Below are 17466 nucleotides of genomic sequence, written 5' to 3' on the forward strand. Positions count from 1 at the left end.
GACGGCTCAGGTCACAGGCGCCGGGTTGAACAGCACCAGCGCGTTGTGCAGCTTCCAGTGCTCGGCCCAGGTTTTCTTGCGGCCGCTGGCCACATCCAGCATGAACTGGAACAGTTCCCAGCCGACGTCTTCAATCGTGGCGTCGCCGTCGGCGATACGGCCGGCGTTGATGTCCATCAGGTCGTGCCAGCGCCGCGCCAGGTCGGTACGCGTGGCCACCTTGATCACCGGCACTTCCGCCAGCCCGTAAGGCGTGCCGCGGCCGGTGGTGAACACGTGGATGTTGATGCCGGCGGCCAGTTGCAGCGTTCCGCAGATAAAGTCGCTGGCGGGCGTCGCGGCGTAGATCAGGCCTTTTTGTTTGACCTTTTCACCGGGCGAGAGCACACCGCTGATGAGTGCGCTGCCGGATTTCACGATGGAGCCCATGGCCTTTTCGACAATGTTGGAAAGGCCGCCCTTTTTGTTGCCAGGCGTGGTGTTGGCGCTGCGGTCCACGCGCCCCTTTTGCAGGTAAGCGTCGTACCAGGCCATCTCGCGGATCATGGCCTCGGCCACTTCCGGCGTGCTGGCCCGTGAGGTCAGTTGGTCTATGCCGTCGCGCACTTCGGTCGTTTCGGAGAACATCACCGTCGCGCCGGCGCGCACCAGCAGGTCGGTGGCAAAACCCACCGCCGGGTTCGCCGTCACGCCGGAAAACGCGTCGCTGCCGCCGCACTGCACGCCCACCACCAGTTCACTGGCAGGCACGGTCTCGCGCCTGCGCGCGTTGAGCCGCTCCAGGTGCAGCAAGGCGGTCTCCATGATCGAGTCGATCATGGACATGAAGCCGACGTGATTCTCGGACTGCAGGCAGACCACGTCCAGCGCGGCTTCGGCGCTCATGCCCACGTCGGCCACGTTGCGCTCGTCGATGATCTGTATGCTGCCCGGCGGCAGCAGGCGCTCGGGCTGCAGTTTCTCGCAGCCCAGGCTGACCACCATGACCTCGCCGCCGAAGTTGGGGTTCAGGCTGATGTTGCGCAGGGTGCGTATCGGGATGATGGCGTCGGGCGCGTCGATCGCCACGCCGCAGCCGTAGGTGTGCTCCAGCCCCACCACGTCGTCGACGTTGGGGAAACGCGGCAGCAGCTCGGCCTTGATGCGCTGGACGGCGAAGTCCACCACGCCGGCCACGCACTGCACCGTGGTGGTGATGGCCAGGATGTTGCGGCTTCCGACCGAACCGTCCGGGTTGCGGTAGCCCTCGAAGGTATAGCCTTCCAGCGCCGGCAGCGGTTCGGGCCGCACCGTCGCCTTGGGCAGGTTGTCCAGCGAGCGCGCGTCGGGCATCTGCAGCAGGCGCTCATGCACCCAGCTGCCGGCGGGAATGTCTTTCAGCGCATAGCCGATGGGCACGTTGTAGCGCAGCACCGCCGCACCTTGCGGCAAGTCCACCAGCGCCACCTTGTGGCCCTGGGGCACACGCTCCATGAGCCGCAGGCCGTCCGCGAAGGCGCTGCCCTCGGGCAGGCCGCCGTCGTTGGCGACGATCGCGACGTTGTCGCGAGGGTGCATGCGGATGTGAAGCGGTGCGGCCATGGCGTGCGATTCCTTTATTTACCGACCACCATGTACAGGCTCGGGAGCCACATGGAGAACGCGGGAATAAACGTGACCAGTGCGAGCGCGAAGATCAGCGCGCCGTAGAACGGCCAGATGGTGCGCATCACGGTGCCCACGGACACCCCGCCTATGGCGCAGCCCACAAACTGGGTGGTGCCCACCGGCGGCGTGTTCAGGCCCAGCGCGCAATTGATCAGCAGCACGATGCCGAACTGCACCGAGCTCATGCCGTAATGCTGGGCGATCGGCAGGAAAATCGGCGTGCACAGCAGGATGGTGGCAGCCATGTCCAGGAAGGTGCCCAGCACGAACAGGATGATGTTGATCAGCAGGAAGATCACCCACGGGGTGGTTGTGATCTCGGACAGCATCTTGCCGGTCAGCTCGGCCACGCCGTAGAGGCTGATCAGGTAGCCGAAGGTGCTGGAAATACCGATCAGCAGCAGGATGACGCCGGTCGTCTTGACGGCTTTGGAGGCGGCCTTGATGAAGTGTTCCCACTTCAGGGTACGGTACACAAAGATGGTCAGGGCCAGCGCGTACAGGACAGCCACGGCGGCGGATTCGGTGGCGGTGAAGATGCCCGAAAGAATGCCGCCGAGAATCAGCACGACAATCATCAGGCCCGGCAGCGCCGCGGCGAGCGAGCGCGCAACAATCGCCCATCCCGGAAAACTGCCGGCTGGATAACCGCGTTTCACGGCGACCAGGTAGGCCGCCGCCAGATTGCAGATGGTCAGGATCGCGGCGGGCACCAGGGCGGCCAGAATCAGCGCCGCAATCGACACCTTGCCGCCGGCAGCCAGCGAATAGATGATCAGGTTGTGGCTGGTCGGCATCAACGCGCCCACCAGGGCCGCATGCGTCGTCACGTTGACGGCGTAGTCGGCGTGGTAGCCCTCTTTCTTCATCATCGGGATCATCACGGCGCCCATGGCGGACACATCGGCCACCGGAGAACCCGAAACGCCGCCGAACAGGGTGCAGGCCACCACGTTAGACATGCCCAGGCCGCCGCGCACATGGCCGACCAGGTTGCGCGCCAGGTTCACGATGCGGTCGGCAATACCGCCGTAAAGCATCAGCTCACCGGCGAAGATGAAAAACGGAATCGCGAGGAAAGAAAAGATCCCCATGCCGGAGGTCATCTGCTGGAAGCCGACCGCCAGCGGCAGGCCTTCATACAGCAGCGTGGCCAACGCGGACAGGCCGATGGAAAACGCCACCGGCACGCCGAGCAGCAGGAACAGCGTGAAGGAAATACAGAGAATGAGTAATGGAATTGTCATGATGTTGCTTAACCCCAGGCCGGTTCGACTTCTTGGCCCTTGGCGAGCGCGATGATGTGTTCAATGGAGAACATCACAATGAGAACGCCCGCAATCGTTGCGGGAACATAGCGCCATCCCTCGGAAATCCACAGGGTGGGCAAACGGTAGCTCCACACGGACTCCGCCAGCGAGGCGCAGTTGTAGGCCATGGCGGCGCCGAACAGCATGACCAGCGCGTGGATCAGGTACTCCATCTTCAGGCGAAGGCTTTCCGGCGCGAGAACCAGAAAAGATTCCAGCCCGATGTGGCCGGCGTCGCGAACGCCCACAGCCGTTCCGAACATCGTGACATACAACACCAGCAGCAAGGCCAGGCTCTCCGCCCAGGTGGGGGTGTTATTCAGGACATAACGGCCAAAGACTTGCCAGCTGACGGCGCATATCACCGCCACAAGGCCGAAAATTCCCAGCCACATGCAAGTCCGGGCGAGCCCGCGACAAATTTTTGTGTACATAAATAAAGTGCGGACGTAAAAGCCGCCCCAGAGAAAACCTGAGAAAACCAAAAAAAATTTGCAAGCGGCAAGAACCGCCGTAAAACGCGCCGGCCGCAAACGGCCGGCGCGAGATCAAGACTTACTTGGTGTCCTGGATCCGTTTGACCAGGCTCTTCAGCGCAGCGTCAGTGATGAACTTGTCATAAACAGGCTTCATGGCATTCTGGAAAGACACCTTGTCAACCTGGATGATCTCGGCACCACCGGCCTTGACGGTAGCCAGCGATTTTTCCTCGCGCTCGTCCCACAGCTTGCGCATGTAAGGCACCGACTCCTTGGCCGCCTGGCGAAGGGCCTTCTGGTCATCAGCGCTCAGGCCGTCCCAGGTGCGCTTGGAGAACAGCAGCATCTCAGGCGCCATCGAATGCTCGGTGATGGAGTAAAACTTCGCCACTTCAAAATGGCGCGAGCTTTCATACGACGGGTAGTTGTTTTCGGCGGCGTCAACCAGGCCCGTCTTCAGCGCGGTGTACACCTCGCCAAACGGCATGGGCGTCGCATTGGCGCCCATGGCTTCCAGCAACGAAACCCACAGGTCCGACTGCTGAACACGCACTTTCAGGCCTTTCGCGTCGGCAAGCGAACGAACCGGTTTTTTGACCGTGTACAGGTTGCGCGCACCGCTGTCGTAATACGCCAGGCCGATAAAGCCCTGAGGCGCGCACGAAGCCAGGATCTGCTCGCCGATGGGGCCGTCCAGCACATGGCGCATGTGATCCTTGGAGCGGAACAGGAAAGGCATGGTCGGAACCTGCGTTTCGGGGCAGATGTTGTTCATCGGCGCGATGTTCACGCGCGTCATCGCCAGGGCGCCGATCTTGGTCTGCTCGATCGTGTCTTTTTCGCTGCCGAGTGCGCTGTTGTTGAACACCTTGATGCTGTGCTTGCCGTTGGTCAGCACCTTGAGGCGCTCACCCATGAACTTGACGGCCTCGACAGTGGGATAACCGTCGGGGTGGATGTCCGACGAGCGGAACTCGGTGGCAAAGCTTGCCATCGGCATCAGTGCCAGGGCGGCGGCTACGGCAAACAATGTTTTTTTAATCTTCATGTCTCATCCTCTAAGGTTGGTGGTGGAAAGCGGGTAGCGGGTAGCGGGAAAGGGGTAGCAGGAACTTTTAATACAGGCACGCGGTTTCGGGCAGCCCGCGAACGCCGGGGCGCAACGCGAACACACCGCCGGCCAGCGGCTGGTCAGATAGATCGACACCTTCGGGGCGTATCGATGTCACGAACAGGGTGTCAAGCCCGGCACCGCCGAAGGCGCACATGGCGGGCTTCTTCACGGGCACGGCCAGCGAGCGGTCCAGCTTGCCGGCGGGCGTGAAGCGGTGAATGAGACCTGCGTCGTTGCCGCAAATCCAGTAGCAGCCGTCGGCGTCGACGGCCGCGCCGTCGGGACGGCCGGGCAGCGGGTTCATGTCGATGAAGAGGCGGCGGTTCGACGGGATGCCGGTTTTGGTGTCGTAATCAAAGGCCCAGACCGACTGCACCGAAGGGTGCGAGTCCGACAGGTACATGGTGCGGCCATCCGGGCTGAAGGCCATGCCGTTGGGCGTGATGAAACCCTCGAGCAGCAGTTTGAGGCCGTTGCCCTGGTAGCTGTAGACGTTGCCGACGCGCGCGCCCGCGGCCATGTTCATCTGCATGGTGCCGGCCAGGAAACGCCCCTGCCGGTCGCAGCGGCCGTCGTTAAAGCGCATGCCGGCCTGAGCGTGGGTCACGCTTGCGAGCCGGTCAAAGCCGAGTTCGCCGCCGGCCCGCGGGCTCAGGCGGAACACGCCGCTTTCGGCGCCGGCGATCCAGTCCTTCGCGCCCAGGCGGCCTATGCAGGCGGGCATTTCAGGCGCCAGCCATTCGGTCAGCACGGCATCGGCCGCACTCCAGCGGCACAAGCGGCGCGCCGGAATATCGACCCAATAAAGCGCCTGTTCAGCCGCGTCCCAGACGGGGCTTTCGCCCACGCCGTTGCGCGCATCCAGGACCAGTTCGGCTTGAGCTTCACTCATATATATAGAGCGATGCTCAGTCGCCGAAGGGGCCGGCCACGACAAAACCGCCGCCCTGGTACTGGGCCACCGGGTCCTTCAGGTCAGGCGCGGGCGTGCGGGCATAGACCGCCTCGCGGAAGATGTCGGAGCTGTCTTTGGGCACGTAGCCGATGTGGCGCGCGCGGCTGTTGTCCCACCAGGTCACGGCGTTGTCGGACATGCCGAAGACGATGCTGTGGCCCAGCACCGGCGTCGTGAGGCAGGCGGTGATCAGGCGGTGCAGGTCGTCAAAGCTCAGCCAGGTGGCCAGCATGCGGCGGTCCTTGGGCTCGGCGAAGGAAGAGCCGATGCGCACGCAGGCGGTTTCAATGCCGTAGCGGTCGAAATAAAGGCGCGAGAGGTCTTCGCCGAAGGCCTTGCTCAGGCCGTAAAGGCCGTCGGGGCGCGGCGGGTGGTCGGCGTTGATGGTCTGGTCCTGGCGGTAAAAGCCGGTGACGTGGTTGGAACTGGCGAAGACGATGCGCTTGACGCCGTTCTTGCGCGCCGCTTCATACAGGTTATAGGCACCCAGGATGTTGGCCTGCAGGATGGGGCCGAAGGGCCCCTCCACCGAGACACCGCCCAGGTGGACGATGGCGTCCACGCCCTGGACCATGGTGTGCACCGCGGCGGAGTCCGCCAGGTCGGCCAGGACGACTTCCTCGCCGGCCGCCGCGGCGCCGAAAGGCTGGACGTCAGACAAGCGGAGCACCGAGCAATTGGCCTTCAGGCGCTCGCGCAAGGCCTTGCCCAACCCGCCGGCCGCGCCGGTCAACAACAGTTTTTCATGAACTTTGATGGTCATTTTTTACGTCTGGGCCCGGTGTCGCCATAAATCCGACAAACACTGGACTTTTTTTTGGAGTTTGTTAAAGTCAACCTAGAAATGCATCAGTCATAGGTTGTCTGATGACTCGGAATTTTCGGTTTCGCCCCCTAGCTTGTCAATGGTTTTTTAATGGACTCAAGGAAAACCCCTAGTCGCCCGGAAGCAGGCCTTACGCCTGCCTTTCACGAGGAGCCGCCGCGCATGCGCCGGCCCCGCGGGCTGGTGGGCGAGATCGTTGAAAGCCTGGCCACCAGCATCCGCGAAGGCCGCCTGCAGCCGGGCGAAAAACTGCCCACCGAGGCCGAAATCATGGCCCGCTTCGACGTCAGCCGCACCGTGGTGCGCGAGTCGCTGTCCAAGCTGCAGGCCTCGGGTCTGGTCGAAACCCGGCACGGCATAGGCACTTTTGTGCTGCAGCCGCAGAACGCCGGCAACTTCAAGATCACGGCCGAGGACTTCGCCACCGTGGCCGACGTGATCTCGGTACTCGAGTTGCGCATCAGCCTGGAAACCGAGGCCGCGGGCCTGGCCGCCCAGAGGCGTACGCCGGAAAATCTCAAGGCCATGGAAAACGCCCTGCGCGCCTTCCACGACTCCATCAGCCTCGACTCGGACGCGGTGCCGCCGGACTTCCAGTTCCACATGGAAGTGGCCCGCTCCACCGGCAACCGCCACTTCGCCGACCTGATGACCTATCTGGGCACCATGATCATCCCGCGCACCCGCGTGAACACGGCGCACTCCGCGCCCGAGGGGCGTTTCAATTACCTGCAGCGGGTCAACAGCGAGCACGAAAGCATTTACAACGCCATCCGCAACCAGGACGCCGAGGCCGCGCGCGCCGCCATGCGCACCCACCTGTCCAACAGCCGCGAACGGCTGCGCCGGGGCAATAACGCGCACACCATGCAGCCGCCCGGAGAGCCTGCGGAGATGCTGCCTCCCCCACCCCTGGGTACAAACCTGGTTGCATAAAGAATCGGCGAGTTGTACGATAACTGATAAATCAACTTTATCAACCCTCCCACAACACGCCCGGTATGCCAGCCCCCCAAGCCTCCCCTGTTTCCCCACCCGCCGCTTCGCAAACTCCCCGCATCACCCGCGTCCAGGTGATTCCGGTAGCCGGCCAGGACAGCATGCTGCTGAACCTGAGCGGCGCGCACGGCCCCTTCTTCACCCGCAACATCCTGATCCTGACCGACAGCTCCGGCCGCACAGGCGTTGGCGAGGTACCGGGCGGCGAGAAGATCCGCAACACCCTGATAGACGCGACGCCCCTCATCGAAGGCCAGTCGATTGGCGCGTGGAACCAGATCCTCAACACCCTGCGCAGCAACTTCGCCGACCGCGACAGCGGCGGCCGCGGCAACCAGACCTTTGACCTGCGCGTGGCGATCCACGCCGTGACTGCCGTGGAAAGCGCCCTGCTCGACCTGCTGGGCCAGTTCCTCGGCGTGCCCGTCGCAGCCTTGCTGGGTGACGGCCAGCAGCGCGATTCGGTGGCCATGCTGGGTTACCTGTTTTATGTCGCCGACCGCAAGCAGACCGGCCTGGCGTACGCTTCGGCGCCCGACGAGAAAGACGACTGGCTGCGCCTGCGCCACGAAGCGGCGATGGACGCCGACGGCATCGTCGCGCTGGCCGAAGCGGCCTACAAGCGCTACGGCTTCAAGGACTTCAAGCTCAAGGGCGGTGTGCTGCGCGGCGAAGAAGAGATGGAAGCCATCACCGCGCTGGCTGAGCGCTTTCCCGACGCGCGCATCACGCTGGACCCGAACGGCGGCTGGCTGCTCAAGGACGCCATCCGCATCTGCCAGGGCCGCGGCGACGTGCTGGCTTACGCCGAAGACCCCTGCGGCGCTGAAGGCGTGTTCTCGGGCCGCGAGGTGATGGCGGAGTTCCGCCGCGCCACGGGCCTGCCGACCGCCACCAACATGATCGCCACCGACTGGCGCGAGCTGTCGCACACCATCCACCTGCAGTCGGTGGACATCCCGCTGGCCGACCCGCACTTCTGGACCATGCAGGGCTCGGTGCGCGTGGCGCAGATCTGCCAGACCTGGGGCCTCACCTGGGGTTCGCATTCCAACAACCACTTCGACATTTCCCTGGCCATGTTCACGCACGTGGCCGCCGCCGCGCCGGGCAAGGTCACCGCGATCGACACGCACTGGATCTGGCAGGACGGCCAGCGCCTGACCAAGGCGCCGCTGCAGATCGTCGGCGGCGAAGTCGCCGTGCCCAAACAACCCGGCCTGGGCGTGGAACTGGACATGGCCGAGGTGGAAAAAGCCCACCAGCTCTACCTCAAGCACGGCCTGGGCGCGCGCGACGACGCCGTGGCCATGCAGTACCTGATCCCCGGCTGGACCTTCAACAACAAAATGCCCTGCATGGTCCGGTAAAGCCGGCAGCTCCCCGGGATTTAGAGGCTCCCGGAGGCTTTTTGTTTTTGTTTTTTGTCATGGGGCGCGTCAGCGGCCCAGCCAGTCGCCCCGGGGGCGGTATACCCCGGCGCCTTTTCACCCGCGATACCCGTTCACCACCAATACAAACATCTGGAGACAAGACATGAAACGCAGAACCCTTTGCAGCCTTGCGGGCGCAACGCTCCTGGCGCTGGCCGGCACGCTGGGCGCGGGCGGCGCCGCCGCGCAAACCAAACTCAAATGGGCGCACGTCTACGAGACGTCGGAGTCCTTTCACAAGCAGGCCGTCGGGGCCGCCGACGAAATCAAAAAGAAGACCAACGGCCGCTACATCGTCGAAGTCTTCCCGGCCTCGTCGCTGGGCAAGGAAACCGAAATCAACCAGGGCCTGACCCTGGGTACCGTGGACATCATCTACACCGGCGCCGCTTTTGCCGGCCGCGCCTACCCGCCGCTGTCCATCGCCGCCGCGCCTTTTGTGTTCCGCGACTACAACCACTTCCAGGCCTTCCGCAACGGGCCCATCTTCCAGGAACTGGCGCAAGGCTATGCGAGCAAGACGGGCGGCCAGCACATCGCGGGCTACACCTATTACGGCCTGCGCCACATGACCTCGAACAAGGCCATCTTCAAGCCCGAGGACATGAAGGGGCTCAAGCTGCGCGTGCCCGACGCGCCGCTGTTCGTGATGTTCCCCAAGGCGGTGGGCGCCAACCCGACGCCCATCGCGTTTGCCGAGGTCTACCTGGCGCTGCAGAACGGCACGGTCGACGCGCAGGAAAACCCGCTGCCCACCATCGAAGCCAAGAAGTTCTATGAAGTGCAGAAGTACATCACGCTGACGGGCCACATCACCGAATCGCTGGTCACCGCCGTGTCGGGCTCGGTCTGGTCCAAGCTCAGCGACGCCGACAAGAAAATCTTCGACCAGGTGCTGTGGGAAGCCTCCAGCCGCGCCAGCCAGGACATCGTCGATGCGGAAAACCGCCTGGTCGCCGAGTTCGAGAAAAAGGGCAAGACAGTCAACAAAGTCGACCGCGCGCCCTTCGCCGCAGCCGTGCTGCCTTCGCTGACCGCCGCCGATGCGCCCTGGCCCAAGAGCCTCTACGAACGCATCCAGGCCATCAAGTAAAAGCCAGCGAACAAGCGGGAGGGCTGCGCAGGTTGCCCTGCCCTCCCCATCCATTCGCCTTTATTTCCGCATCGCGTTCAGAAACCAGCAGCCGCTCACTTGCGGCCGGCACCCACATCTCGAACAAGACATGCCTCCACTTCAATCCCAACGGTTGCGCATCGCCGTCATAGGCGCGGGCCTCGGGTCCGCACCCCATTTCAGCAGCCTGCGGGACCTGGCCGGCGAAGCCGAGCTTGTGTGCGTCTACGGCCGCAGCGCCGAGCGGCTGGCGGGTGTGGAACTGCCGCCGGGCGCGCGCAAGACCGCGCGTCTGGAAGACATCCTCGAAGACACCAGCATCCAGGCCGTACTGGTGCTGACACCGCCCAACACGCACCTGGACCTCGTGCAGCGCGTTGCGCGCGCGGGCAAACACGTGCTGGTCGAAAAGCCGCTGGAGATCGACCTGAACCGCGCCAACGCGCTGGTGGAGGCTTGCGAGCAAGCCGGCGTCACGCTGGCCGTCATGCTGCAGCACCGCCTGCGCGAAGCGGCTGTGGCGCTGCGCGGATTGATTGTGTCGGGCGAACTGGGGCAGCTGGTAAGCGCCACCGCCGCCGTGCGCTGGTGGCGGCCGCAGAGTTATTACGACGAGCCCGGGCGCGGCACCCTGGCGCGGGATGGCGGCGGCGTGCTGATCACGCAGGCCATCCACACCCTGGACCTGCTGCTGAGCCTCATCGGCATGCCGGCGCGCGTGACGGGCGTCGCGAGTACCAGCTCAGTGCACCGCATGGAAGGCGAAGACACGGTGGCCGCACTGCTGCACTATGACAGCGGCGCGGTGGCCGTGGTGCAGGCCACGACGGCCGCCTACCCGGGCTTTCCCGAGCGCATCGAACTCAACTTCACGCGCGGCACGGCGACACTGGAAGGCGGCGAGATGCGGGCGGCGTTTCAGGACGGCCGGACCGTGAGCGCCGGCGCGCGCCAGGCCTCTGGCGGCGGCGCCGACCCGATGGCCTTCGACCACGCGGCGCATAGAACAGTGCTGCAGGATTTCATACGCGCGGTGAAAACCGGCACGGCGCCCGCTGTCACAGGGCGCTCGGCGCTGGGCGTGCAGCAGGTGATAGAAGCCGTCATGGCATCGTCACAGTCGGGCGGCACGGTGCCCCTGCATCCGGCGGCCCTGCTTCCCGTGATGTAAGGCGATAGTCCCTCGTCCAGACGTGGCGGGCATGTTCAGCTATAAAACTCGTAGCAGCCAGGAAATTGCGTTATATTTGGTTCCCGCCGATAGAGCTTTTTGCTTAATAAACACCTGTGACCGAATCGTGACCGAGGAGACGAGCTGATGAGTGCCAAAGAAAATGCAGCGGTAGGTCAACTACTTGAACTGCTGGAAGCACGCTATGCATTGCGCGTGCTGTGGGCTCTGAAGGACGGCCATCCCCAGACCTTTCGCCTCTTGCAAGACAGCGTCGGCAACATCACGCCCAACACCCTCAACACCCGCATCAAGGAATTGCGCGCCGCCGGCCTGATCGGCCATGGCAGCGACGGCTACATCGTCACCACATTGGGCGCCGACCTGCTCAAGCGCCTGAACGACCTGCAGGCCTTCGCCGGCAAATGGGTGATCAGCCAAACGAAAAAACCCAAGCCCTGAACAGCGGATTGGCCGGTTGTCCGTCCAGGCAAAAAAGAAGCGACCACCCCGGTCGCTTTTTTTATAGCCCGACCAGGCGCCCTAGTCCACCGCGGCGCCCGAACGTTTCACCGCATCACCCCACAGCGTCATGTTGCTCGCGATGTGTTTGGCGAGTTCTTCCGGCGTGCCGGGCGCGACTTCGGCGCCACGCGACTGCAGCTGTGCGCGCAACTCGGGATCGGCCAGCGCCTTGTGGATCGCCTCGTTCAAACGATTGACGATGGGGCGCGGTGTTCCGGCCGGCACAAAAATGGCGTCCCACGCGCTGACGTCGAATCCGGCCAGGCCGGACTCCGCGATGGTGGGCAGGTCGGGCCAGCCCGCGACCCGTGTGGCCGTCGTCACCGCCAGCGGCTTGACGCGGCCGCCCTTGGCCTGCGGCGCGGCATTGGGCATCACCTCGATCATCATGTCGATCTGCCCACCCATCAGGTCGGTCATGGCCTGCGCGCCGCCGCGATACGGAATGTGCACCACCGCCAGGCCCGCGCGCGATTTGTAGATCTCGCCGGCCAGGTGTGAGGTCGTGCCATTGCCGGCCGAGCCGAAGGTGTACTTGCCCGGATTGGCCTTGAGCAATTTGGTGAGCTCGGCCATGGAGTTGACCTGCAGCGTGGGCCGCACCACCACCATGGCCGCGATGCGCGTGAGCTGGGTCACGGGCTCGAAGTCGCGCACGCTGAACCCCGGCGATTTGTAGATCGCATGGTTGATGGCATGCGTGCCGTTGGTGCCGTAGAGCACGGTGTAGCCGTCGGCCGGCGACTTGGCCGCGGCCGCGCTGCCGACATTGCCGCCGGCGCCGCCCAGGTTTTCGACCACGATGGGCTGGCCCAACTCTTTGGCCGCGCGCAGCATGACCAGGCGAGCCAGCGTGTCACCGCCGCCGCCGGCTGGAAAGGGCACGATCAGCTTGATGGGCTTGTTGGGATAGGCCGCGGTTGGCTGGCCGTGGGCGGTGGGCGCGATCAGGGCTAAAGCAGCCGTCGCGGCAAGCAACATGCGGCGGGCTACGGCAACCGGCCGCAGGTGGGGAAAAGGCGAATTCATCGTGTCTCCTGGGGGAAGGGGGCATGCTCGATGGCATTTAAAATTCTTAGTGATCTTATTTTATTGCACGCAATAGCACCAACAATCCTCTAGTTAACCCTTATTAACCAAAATATTGCATGCAATAATCAATCAACTTTACATCTACCGCATGTCCTCACAGATCGACTACACCACAAATGAATTAAGGCGACAAATCCTCAGCGGCCAGGCGGCGCCCGGCGAGCGCATGGTGGAGCTGGAGCTTTCGGCCCAATTGGCCGTGTCGCGCACACCCATACGCATCGCGCTTGGCGAGCTTGAAAAGGAAGGCCTGTTGGAACGCCTGCCGACGCGCGGCTTTCGCGTGCGCCAGTTCAGTGTGGACGAGATCGCCAATGCGGTCGACGTGCGCGGCGTGCTCGAAGGCATGGCGGCACGGCAGACGGCCGAGCGCGGCCTCAGCCCCGACACCCGGGCCGAACTGCAGGCCTGCATTGATGAAGGCCGCTTGCTGCTGGAGAAAGCCGAGGCCGCCGGCCACGTGATCGACGCGGCCCGCTGGGTGCCCATGAACGCGCGCTTTCACACAGCGCTGGTAGAGGCCGCCGGCAACAGCACGCTGGCCTCGGCGCTGGCGCATGTCAGCAAGACCCCGATGGCCGGCGCCGGCGCGCTGAGCCTGAATGGCGCCTTGCCATTGCTGGAGTTCGGCTATATCCAGCGCGCCCAAAGCGACCATGAAGACGTGCTGGCCGCGCTGCTGGCCGGCGAAGGCGCACGCGCCGAAGCGCTGATGCGCGAGCACGCCCACCGCAGCCGCGACAACAAGCGCGAGCTGATGGCGCGCATGCAGAAACTTCCTGCGGCCTGAGCTTTTTGATCAACGCGGCCAGCGCGCCGCCCAGGGCTCCAGCGGCACTCGGGCCGCATTGCACACATAGCTGATCGCGTGGTACCAGCCGGCCAACATCAGCAGCTCAATCAGTTGCGGCGCCGACCAGAGCCCAGCCAGTTCCTGCCACAGCGCATCGCTGACCGTGCTGCTGTCGTGCAGCTCATCCACCAGCCGCAGCAACAGGCCGTCGCGCTGCTCCAGGCCCTGCCCGCCCGAGGCCGGGTCGGCAATCGCGGCGTTGTCGGCGTCGCTGAAACCCGCGGCCCGGCCGAAGGCGGTGACGTGCACGCCCCATTCATACTCCGCCCCGCAGCGCGCGCAGACGCGGTTGATCACCACCTCGCGGTCCCGCAGGGGCAGGCTGGCGCTGGAGCCGAGCAGGTAGCCGCCCCATGAGGGCATGCGCTCCAGCAGCCTGGGGTTGACGGCGAGCACCCGGAAAAGCGCCAGCACATTCGGCGCCGCGGGCGGCGTGATTTTCTTGAGGAGCTCATCCTGCTCGGGGGTGTAAGGCGGCTGCAGGGGCGCGATGCGGGGAAGAGGTGCTGTAGTTGCCGTGGTGTTTGTCATGGTGTCAAAGCTTTCGGGTGGATTGAGGGGATTCCAATCGCTACGGATTTCGTAGCGATTGCCCACTATATCGCTACGCATTCCGTAGCAATCGTCGCCGACACGACAGGCGCAGCCCCTACAATCCGGGGCATGACGTCCACGCTCCCCCTTCCCGGCAAACCGGTTCGCGGCTCCACCACGGGCAGGCCCGTGATGGCTCTGCTGGACCTGCTGGGCCGGCGCGGCACGCTGCGCCTGCTGTGGGAACTGCGTGATGGGCAGGCGCAAAGCTTCCGGCAATTGGCAGCAAATGCCGGAAACATGTCGCCTTCGGTCATGAACGACCGGCTCAAGGAGTTGCGCGAGGCGCGGCTTGTGGAACTCGCAAGCGGCGGCTACATCCTCACCGCCACGGGCAGCGGACTGCTGCACAAGCTCAAACCGCTCCACCAGTGGGCAGAAGAATGGGCCGCCCAGGACGCATAAGCCAATCCGGCCGCCGTACCTCGCGCTGCCAAAAATTTCGTAATCCAAACCGAAGCCCTTGTCTTGAAAAGGGCTTTGCCATCCCCAGTTGGGAACCTTACCAACACCAACCCTGTTGCTTCGCATGTCTGAAAACAAACAACCCGAACAAAATCAACCCCTTAGCGGCGAACCCAGCCCCGAGGAACTCGAAGCGGCGCAAGCCGCCAACGAGTTTGACGCGCTGACCGTGGCGCAGGCCGAAGTCGCCACCCTGCAGGCCAAAAACACCGAGCTGTCCGACAGCTACCTGCGCGCCAAGGCCGAGACCGAAAACGCCCGCCGCCGTGCCGACGAGGACGTGGCCAAGGCCCGCAAGTTCGCGCTCGAAAGCTTCGCCGAAAGCCTGCTGCCCGTGGCCGACAGCCTGGAAGCCGGCCTGGCCATCAAGGAAGCCACGCCCGAGCAGATCCGTGAAGGCGCCGAAGCCACGCTCAAGCAGCTCAAGAGCGCGCTCGAGCGCAACCGGGTCGTGGCAATCGACCCCGCCGCCGGCACCAAATTCGACCCCGCCCAGCACCAGGCCATCAGCATGGTGCCGGCCGACCAGGAAGCCAACACCGTGGTCAGCGTGCTGCAAAAAGGCTACCTGATCGCCGAGCGCGTACTGCGCCCCGCCCTGGTGACGGTGGCAGCCCCCAAATAATCCACAACAAACTGAATGCAAAACCATGTTGAGGCCCTTGAAGCCCACCAACTTACCCACAAGTTATCAACATAGTCGTTCACAGCGGCCAGGGGTCTGAAACCCCGGCCACCCCACTTTCAATCTTTCACGAATCAAAAAAGCAGGAGTAAATCATCATGGGAAGAATCATCGGCATTGACTTGGGCACCACCAACAGCTGCGTGTCCATCATGGAGGGCAACACGCCCCGCGTCATCGAGAACTCGGAAGGCGTGCGCACCACCCCTTCCATCGTCGCCTACCAGGAAGACGGCGAAGTGCTGGTCGGCGCATCCGCCAAGCGCCAGGCCGTGACCAACCCCAAGAACACGCTCTACGCCGTCAAGCGCCTGATCGGCCGCAAGTTCAGCGAAAAAGAAGTCCARAAGGACATCGCGCTGATGCCCTACGCCATCGTGGCCGCTGACAACGGCGACGCCTGGGTGGAAGTGCGCGGCAAGAAGATCTCGGCCCAGCAAGTCAGCGCCGACATCCTGCGCAAGATGAAGAAGACCGCCGAAGACTACCTCGGCGAACCCGTCACCGACGCCGTGATCACCGTGCCCGCCTACTTCAACGACGCACAGCGCCAGGCCACCAAGGACGCCGGCCGCATCGCCGGCCTCGAAGTCAAGCGCATCATCAACGAGCCCACCGCGGCAGCCCTGGCCTTCGGCCTGGACAAGCAGGAAAAGGGCGACCGCAAGATCGCCGTGTATGACCTGGGCGGCGGCACCTTCGACATCTCCATCATCGAGATCGCCGACGTCGACGGCGAAAAGCAGTTTGAAGTGCTGTCGACCAACGGCGACACCTTCCTGGGCGGCGAAGACTTCGACCAGCGCGTCATCGACTACATCGTGGCCGAGTTCAAGAAGGACAGCGGCATCGACCTGTCCAAGGACGTGGTCGCCCTGCAGCGCCTGAAAGACTCCGCCGAGAAGGCCAAGATCGAGCTGTCCAACAGCCCGCAGACCGAAGTCAACATTCCCTACATCGCGCACGACCCCGCGACCGGCCCCAAGCACCTGCTGGTCAAGCTGACCCGCGCCAAGCTCGAAAGCCTGGTCGACGAACTGATCGAGCGCACCATGGCCCCCTGCCGAATGGCCATGAAGGACGCCGGTGTCAGCGCGGCCGACATCCATGACGTGATCCTGGTCGGCGGCCAGACCCGCATGCCCAAGGTGCAGGAAAAGGTCAAAGAACTGTTCGGCAAGGAACCGCGCAAGGACGTGAACCCCGACGAAGCCGTCGCCGTGGGCGCCGCCATCCAGGGCCAGGTCCTGTCCGGCGACCGCACCGACGTGCTGCTGCTCGACGTCACCCCGCTGTCCCTGGGCATCGAAACCATGGGCGGCGTGATGACCAAGATGATCAAGAAGAACACGACCATCCCGACCAAGTTCGCACAGACCTTCTCAACCGCCGAAGACAACCAGCCGGCCGTGACCATCAAGGTATTCCAGGGCGAACGCGAAATCGCCTCGGGCAACAAGGCGCTGGGCGAGTTCAATCTCGAGGGCATTCCGCCGGCATCACGCGGCACGCCGCAGATTGAAGTGTCCTTCGACATCGACGCCAACGGCATCCTGCACGTGGGCGCCAAGGACAAGGGCACCGGCAAGGAAAACAAGATCACCATCAAGGCCAACTCGGGCCTGTCCGAAGCTGAAATCCAGCAGATGGTGAAAGACGCCGAGCTGAACGCCGAAGAAGACAAGAAGAAGGTCGAGTTCGTGACCGCCAAGAACAACGCCGAAGCCATGGTGCACAGCGTGAAGAAATCGCTGGGCGAATACGGCGACAAGCTCGAAGCCGGCGAGAAGGAAAAGATCGAGACTGCTATCAAGGACATGGAAGAGGCGCTCAAGGGCGACGACAAGGCCGCCATCGACGCCAAGAACACGGCCCTGATGGAAGCCAGCCAGAAACTCGGCGAAAAAATGTACGCCGACATGCAGGCTTCGCAGGCGGCAACCGGCGGTGACGCGGGCGCCGCGGGTGCCGCGCAGGCCGAGGCCAAGCCGGCAGACGACAATGTCGTGGACGCTGAGGTCAAGGAAGTCAAGAAGGGTTAAGGACCTGTTGGCAACAAGCCCTGCATTGGCGCGATAACTGCATGCACGCGCAGACGGCACAATCAGGTGCACAAGGCGGAAACCGGGAGCCATCCCGGCTTTCCGCTTTTGTACATCTGCCGATACCGCCAATGCCAGCGCCTGCCGGCTGACGCCGACCCG

General features: G+C 63.9%; 17 protein-coding genes. 9 read left to right on the forward strand and 8 right to left on the reverse strand.

Annotated features, from left to right (window positions below; genetic code table 11):
* Positions 1-6 precede the first annotated feature (6 nt).
* The 6 genes from garD to AC1D1Y_RS11150 form a co-directional block, all read right to left on the reverse strand.
* Positions 7-1581: a galactarate dehydratase gene (garD, locus tag AC1D1Y_RS11125; protein WP_477682397.1), complete on the reverse strand. Its 1575-nt coding sequence runs from the start codon at positions 1579-1581 to the stop codon at positions 7-9.
* A gap of 14 nt (positions 1582-1595) precedes the next feature.
* The gene (locus AC1D1Y_RS11130; protein ID WP_477682398.1) at positions 1596-2894 is read right to left on the reverse strand and encodes a TRAP transporter large permease; all 1299 of its coding nucleotides are present in this window, start codon (positions 2892-2894) and stop codon (positions 1596-1598) included.
* An 8-nt stretch (positions 2895-2902) separates the two neighbouring features.
* Positions 2903-3391, reverse strand: a complete 489-nt coding sequence (locus AC1D1Y_RS11135) for a TRAP transporter small permease (RefSeq protein ID WP_477682399.1) — start codon at positions 3389-3391, stop codon at positions 2903-2905.
* Between the two features lie 121 nt (positions 3392-3512).
* A complete protein-coding gene (locus AC1D1Y_RS11140; RefSeq protein WP_477682400.1) occupies positions 3513-4484 on the reverse strand; it encodes a TRAP transporter substrate-binding protein in 972 nt (323 codons plus the stop codon).
* Positions 4485-4551: 67 nt separating this feature from the next.
* A complete protein-coding gene (locus AC1D1Y_RS11145) occupies positions 4552-5442 on the reverse strand; it encodes an SMP-30/gluconolactonase/LRE family protein (RefSeq protein WP_477682401.1) in 891 nt (296 codons plus the stop codon).
* 16 nt (positions 5443-5458) lie between these two features.
* Positions 5459-6268 (reverse strand): NAD-dependent epimerase/dehydratase family protein, encoded by an 810-nt coding sequence (locus AC1D1Y_RS11150; RefSeq protein WP_477677697.1) that lies wholly within the window; start codon positions 6266-6268, stop codon positions 5459-5461.
* A 225-nt stretch (positions 6269-6493) separates the two neighbouring features.
* On the opposite strand from AC1D1Y_RS11150, the gene AC1D1Y_RS11155 reads away from it, so the two are divergent.
* The 5 genes from AC1D1Y_RS11155 to AC1D1Y_RS11175 all read left to right on the forward strand — a co-directional run bounded on the left by AC1D1Y_RS11155 (position 6494) and on the right by AC1D1Y_RS11175 (position 11510).
* Complete coding sequence (locus tag AC1D1Y_RS11155) at positions 6494-7267, forward strand: FadR/GntR family transcriptional regulator (protein WP_477682402.1); 774 nt, start codon at positions 6494-6496, stop codon at positions 7265-7267.
* 65 nt (positions 7268-7332) lie between these two features.
* A complete protein-coding gene (gudD, locus tag AC1D1Y_RS11160; RefSeq protein ID WP_477682403.1) occupies positions 7333-8700 on the forward strand; it encodes a glucarate dehydratase in 1368 nt (455 codons plus the stop codon).
* A 166-nt stretch (positions 8701-8866) separates the two neighbouring features.
* Positions 8867-9856 (forward strand): sialic acid TRAP transporter substrate-binding protein SiaP, encoded by a 990-nt coding sequence (locus tag AC1D1Y_RS11165; protein ID WP_477682404.1) that lies wholly within the window; start codon positions 8867-8869, stop codon positions 9854-9856.
* A 130-nt stretch (positions 9857-9986) separates the two neighbouring features.
* Positions 9987-11048 carry a Gfo/Idh/MocA family protein gene (locus tag AC1D1Y_RS11170; protein ID WP_477682405.1) on the forward strand — a complete coding sequence of 354 codons (1062 nt, stop codon included), beginning with the start codon at positions 9987-9989 and terminating at the stop codon, positions 11046-11048.
* A gap of 147 nt (positions 11049-11195) precedes the next feature.
* Positions 11196-11510 (forward strand): winged helix-turn-helix transcriptional regulator, encoded by a 315-nt coding sequence (locus AC1D1Y_RS11175; RefSeq protein ID WP_436155132.1) that lies wholly within the window; start codon positions 11196-11198, stop codon positions 11508-11510.
* Positions 11511-11591: 81 nt separating this feature from the next.
* Here AC1D1Y_RS11175 and AC1D1Y_RS11180 read toward each other — a convergent pair whose 3' ends face one another.
* Positions 11592-12602, reverse strand: a complete 1011-nt coding sequence (locus tag AC1D1Y_RS11180; protein WP_477682406.1) for a Bug family tripartite tricarboxylate transporter substrate binding protein — start codon at positions 12600-12602, stop codon at positions 11592-11594.
* Positions 12603-12753: 151 nt separating this feature from the next.
* On the opposite strand from AC1D1Y_RS11180, the gene AC1D1Y_RS11185 reads away from it, so the two are divergent.
* Positions 12754-13455 carry a GntR family transcriptional regulator gene (locus AC1D1Y_RS11185; protein ID WP_477682407.1) on the forward strand — a complete coding sequence of 234 codons (702 nt, stop codon included), beginning with the start codon at positions 12754-12756 and terminating at the stop codon, positions 13453-13455.
* A gap of 9 nt (positions 13456-13464) precedes the next feature.
* On the opposite strand, the gene AC1D1Y_RS11190 is transcribed toward AC1D1Y_RS11185, so the two are convergent.
* Entirely contained in the window at positions 13465-14049 is a 585-nt protein-coding gene (locus AC1D1Y_RS11190; RefSeq protein WP_477682408.1) for a carboxymuconolactone decarboxylase family protein, read from the reverse strand.
* A gap of 132 nt (positions 14050-14181) precedes the next feature.
* On the opposite strand from AC1D1Y_RS11190, the gene AC1D1Y_RS11195 reads away from it, so the two are divergent.
* The 3 genes from AC1D1Y_RS11195 (at position 14182) to dnaK (ending at position 17304) form a co-directional block, all read left to right on the forward strand.
* Complete coding sequence (locus AC1D1Y_RS11195; RefSeq protein ID WP_477682409.1) at positions 14182-14517, forward strand: winged helix-turn-helix transcriptional regulator; 336 nt, start codon at positions 14182-14184, stop codon at positions 14515-14517.
* 124 nt (positions 14518-14641) lie between these two features.
* Positions 14642-15202, forward strand: coding sequence for a nucleotide exchange factor GrpE (gene grpE, locus AC1D1Y_RS11200; protein WP_477682410.1), 561 nt, complete (start codon positions 14642-14644; stop codon positions 15200-15202).
* A 158-nt stretch (positions 15203-15360) separates the two neighbouring features.
* Positions 15361-17304, forward strand: a complete 1944-nt coding sequence (gene dnaK, locus AC1D1Y_RS11205; protein WP_477682411.1) for a molecular chaperone DnaK — start codon at positions 15361-15363, stop codon at positions 17302-17304.
* Positions 17305-17466 lie beyond the last annotated feature (162 nt).

This window comes from Polaromonas sp. P1_G1, assembly GCF_056405595.1.

Coding starts and splice junctions, on each gene's coding strand:
- AC1D1Y_RS11165 (WP_477682404.1), top strand. CDS start 8,867: ATGAAACGCAGAACCCTTTGCAGCCTTGCGGGCGCAACGCTCCTGGCG.
- AC1D1Y_RS11130 (WP_477682398.1), bottom strand. CDS start 2,894: ATGACAATTCCATTACTCATTCTCTGTATTTCCTTCACGCTGTTCCTG.
- AC1D1Y_RS11190 (WP_477682408.1), bottom strand. CDS start 14,049: ATGACAAACACCACGGCAACTACAGCACCTCTTCCCCGCATCGCGCCC.
- AC1D1Y_RS11185 (WP_477682407.1), top strand. CDS start 12,754: ATGTCCTCACAGATCGACTACACCACAAATGAATTAAGGCGACAAATC.
- AC1D1Y_RS11195 (WP_477682409.1), top strand. CDS start 14,182: ATGACGTCCACGCTCCCCCTTCCCGGCAAACCGGTTCGCGGCTCCACC.
- AC1D1Y_RS11145 (WP_477682401.1), bottom strand. CDS start 5,442: ATGAGTGAAGCTCAAGCCGAACTGGTCCTGGATGCGCGCAACGGCGTG.
- AC1D1Y_RS11155 (WP_477682402.1), top strand. CDS start 6,494: ATGCGCCGGCCCCGCGGGCTGGTGGGCGAGATCGTTGAAAGCCTGGCC.
- AC1D1Y_RS11175 (WP_436155132.1), top strand. CDS start 11,196: ATGAGTGCCAAAGAAAATGCAGCGGTAGGTCAACTACTTGAACTGCTG.
- AC1D1Y_RS11135 (WP_477682399.1), bottom strand. CDS start 3,391: ATGTACACAAAAATTTGTCGCGGGCTCGCCCGGACTTGCATGTGGCTG.
- AC1D1Y_RS11140 (WP_477682400.1), bottom strand. CDS start 4,484: ATGAAGATTAAAAAAACATTGTTTGCCGTAGCCGCCGCCCTGGCACTG.
- AC1D1Y_RS11170 (WP_477682405.1), top strand. CDS start 9,987: ATGCCTCCACTTCAATCCCAACGGTTGCGCATCGCCGTCATAGGCGCG.
- gudD (WP_477682403.1), top strand. CDS start 7,333: ATGCCAGCCCCCCAAGCCTCCCCTGTTTCCCCACCCGCCGCTTCGCAA.
- garD (WP_477682397.1), bottom strand. CDS start 1,581: ATGGCCGCACCGCTTCACATCCGCATGCACCCTCGCGACAACGTCGCG.
- AC1D1Y_RS11150 (WP_477677697.1), bottom strand. CDS start 6,268: ATGACCATCAAAGTTCATGAAAAACTGTTGTTGACCGGCGCGGCCGGC.
- AC1D1Y_RS11180 (WP_477682406.1), bottom strand. CDS start 12,602: ATGAATTCGCCTTTTCCCCACCTGCGGCCGGTTGCCGTAGCCCGCCGC.
- grpE (WP_477682410.1), top strand. CDS start 14,642: ATGTCTGAAAACAAACAACCCGAACAAAATCAACCCCTTAGCGGCGAA.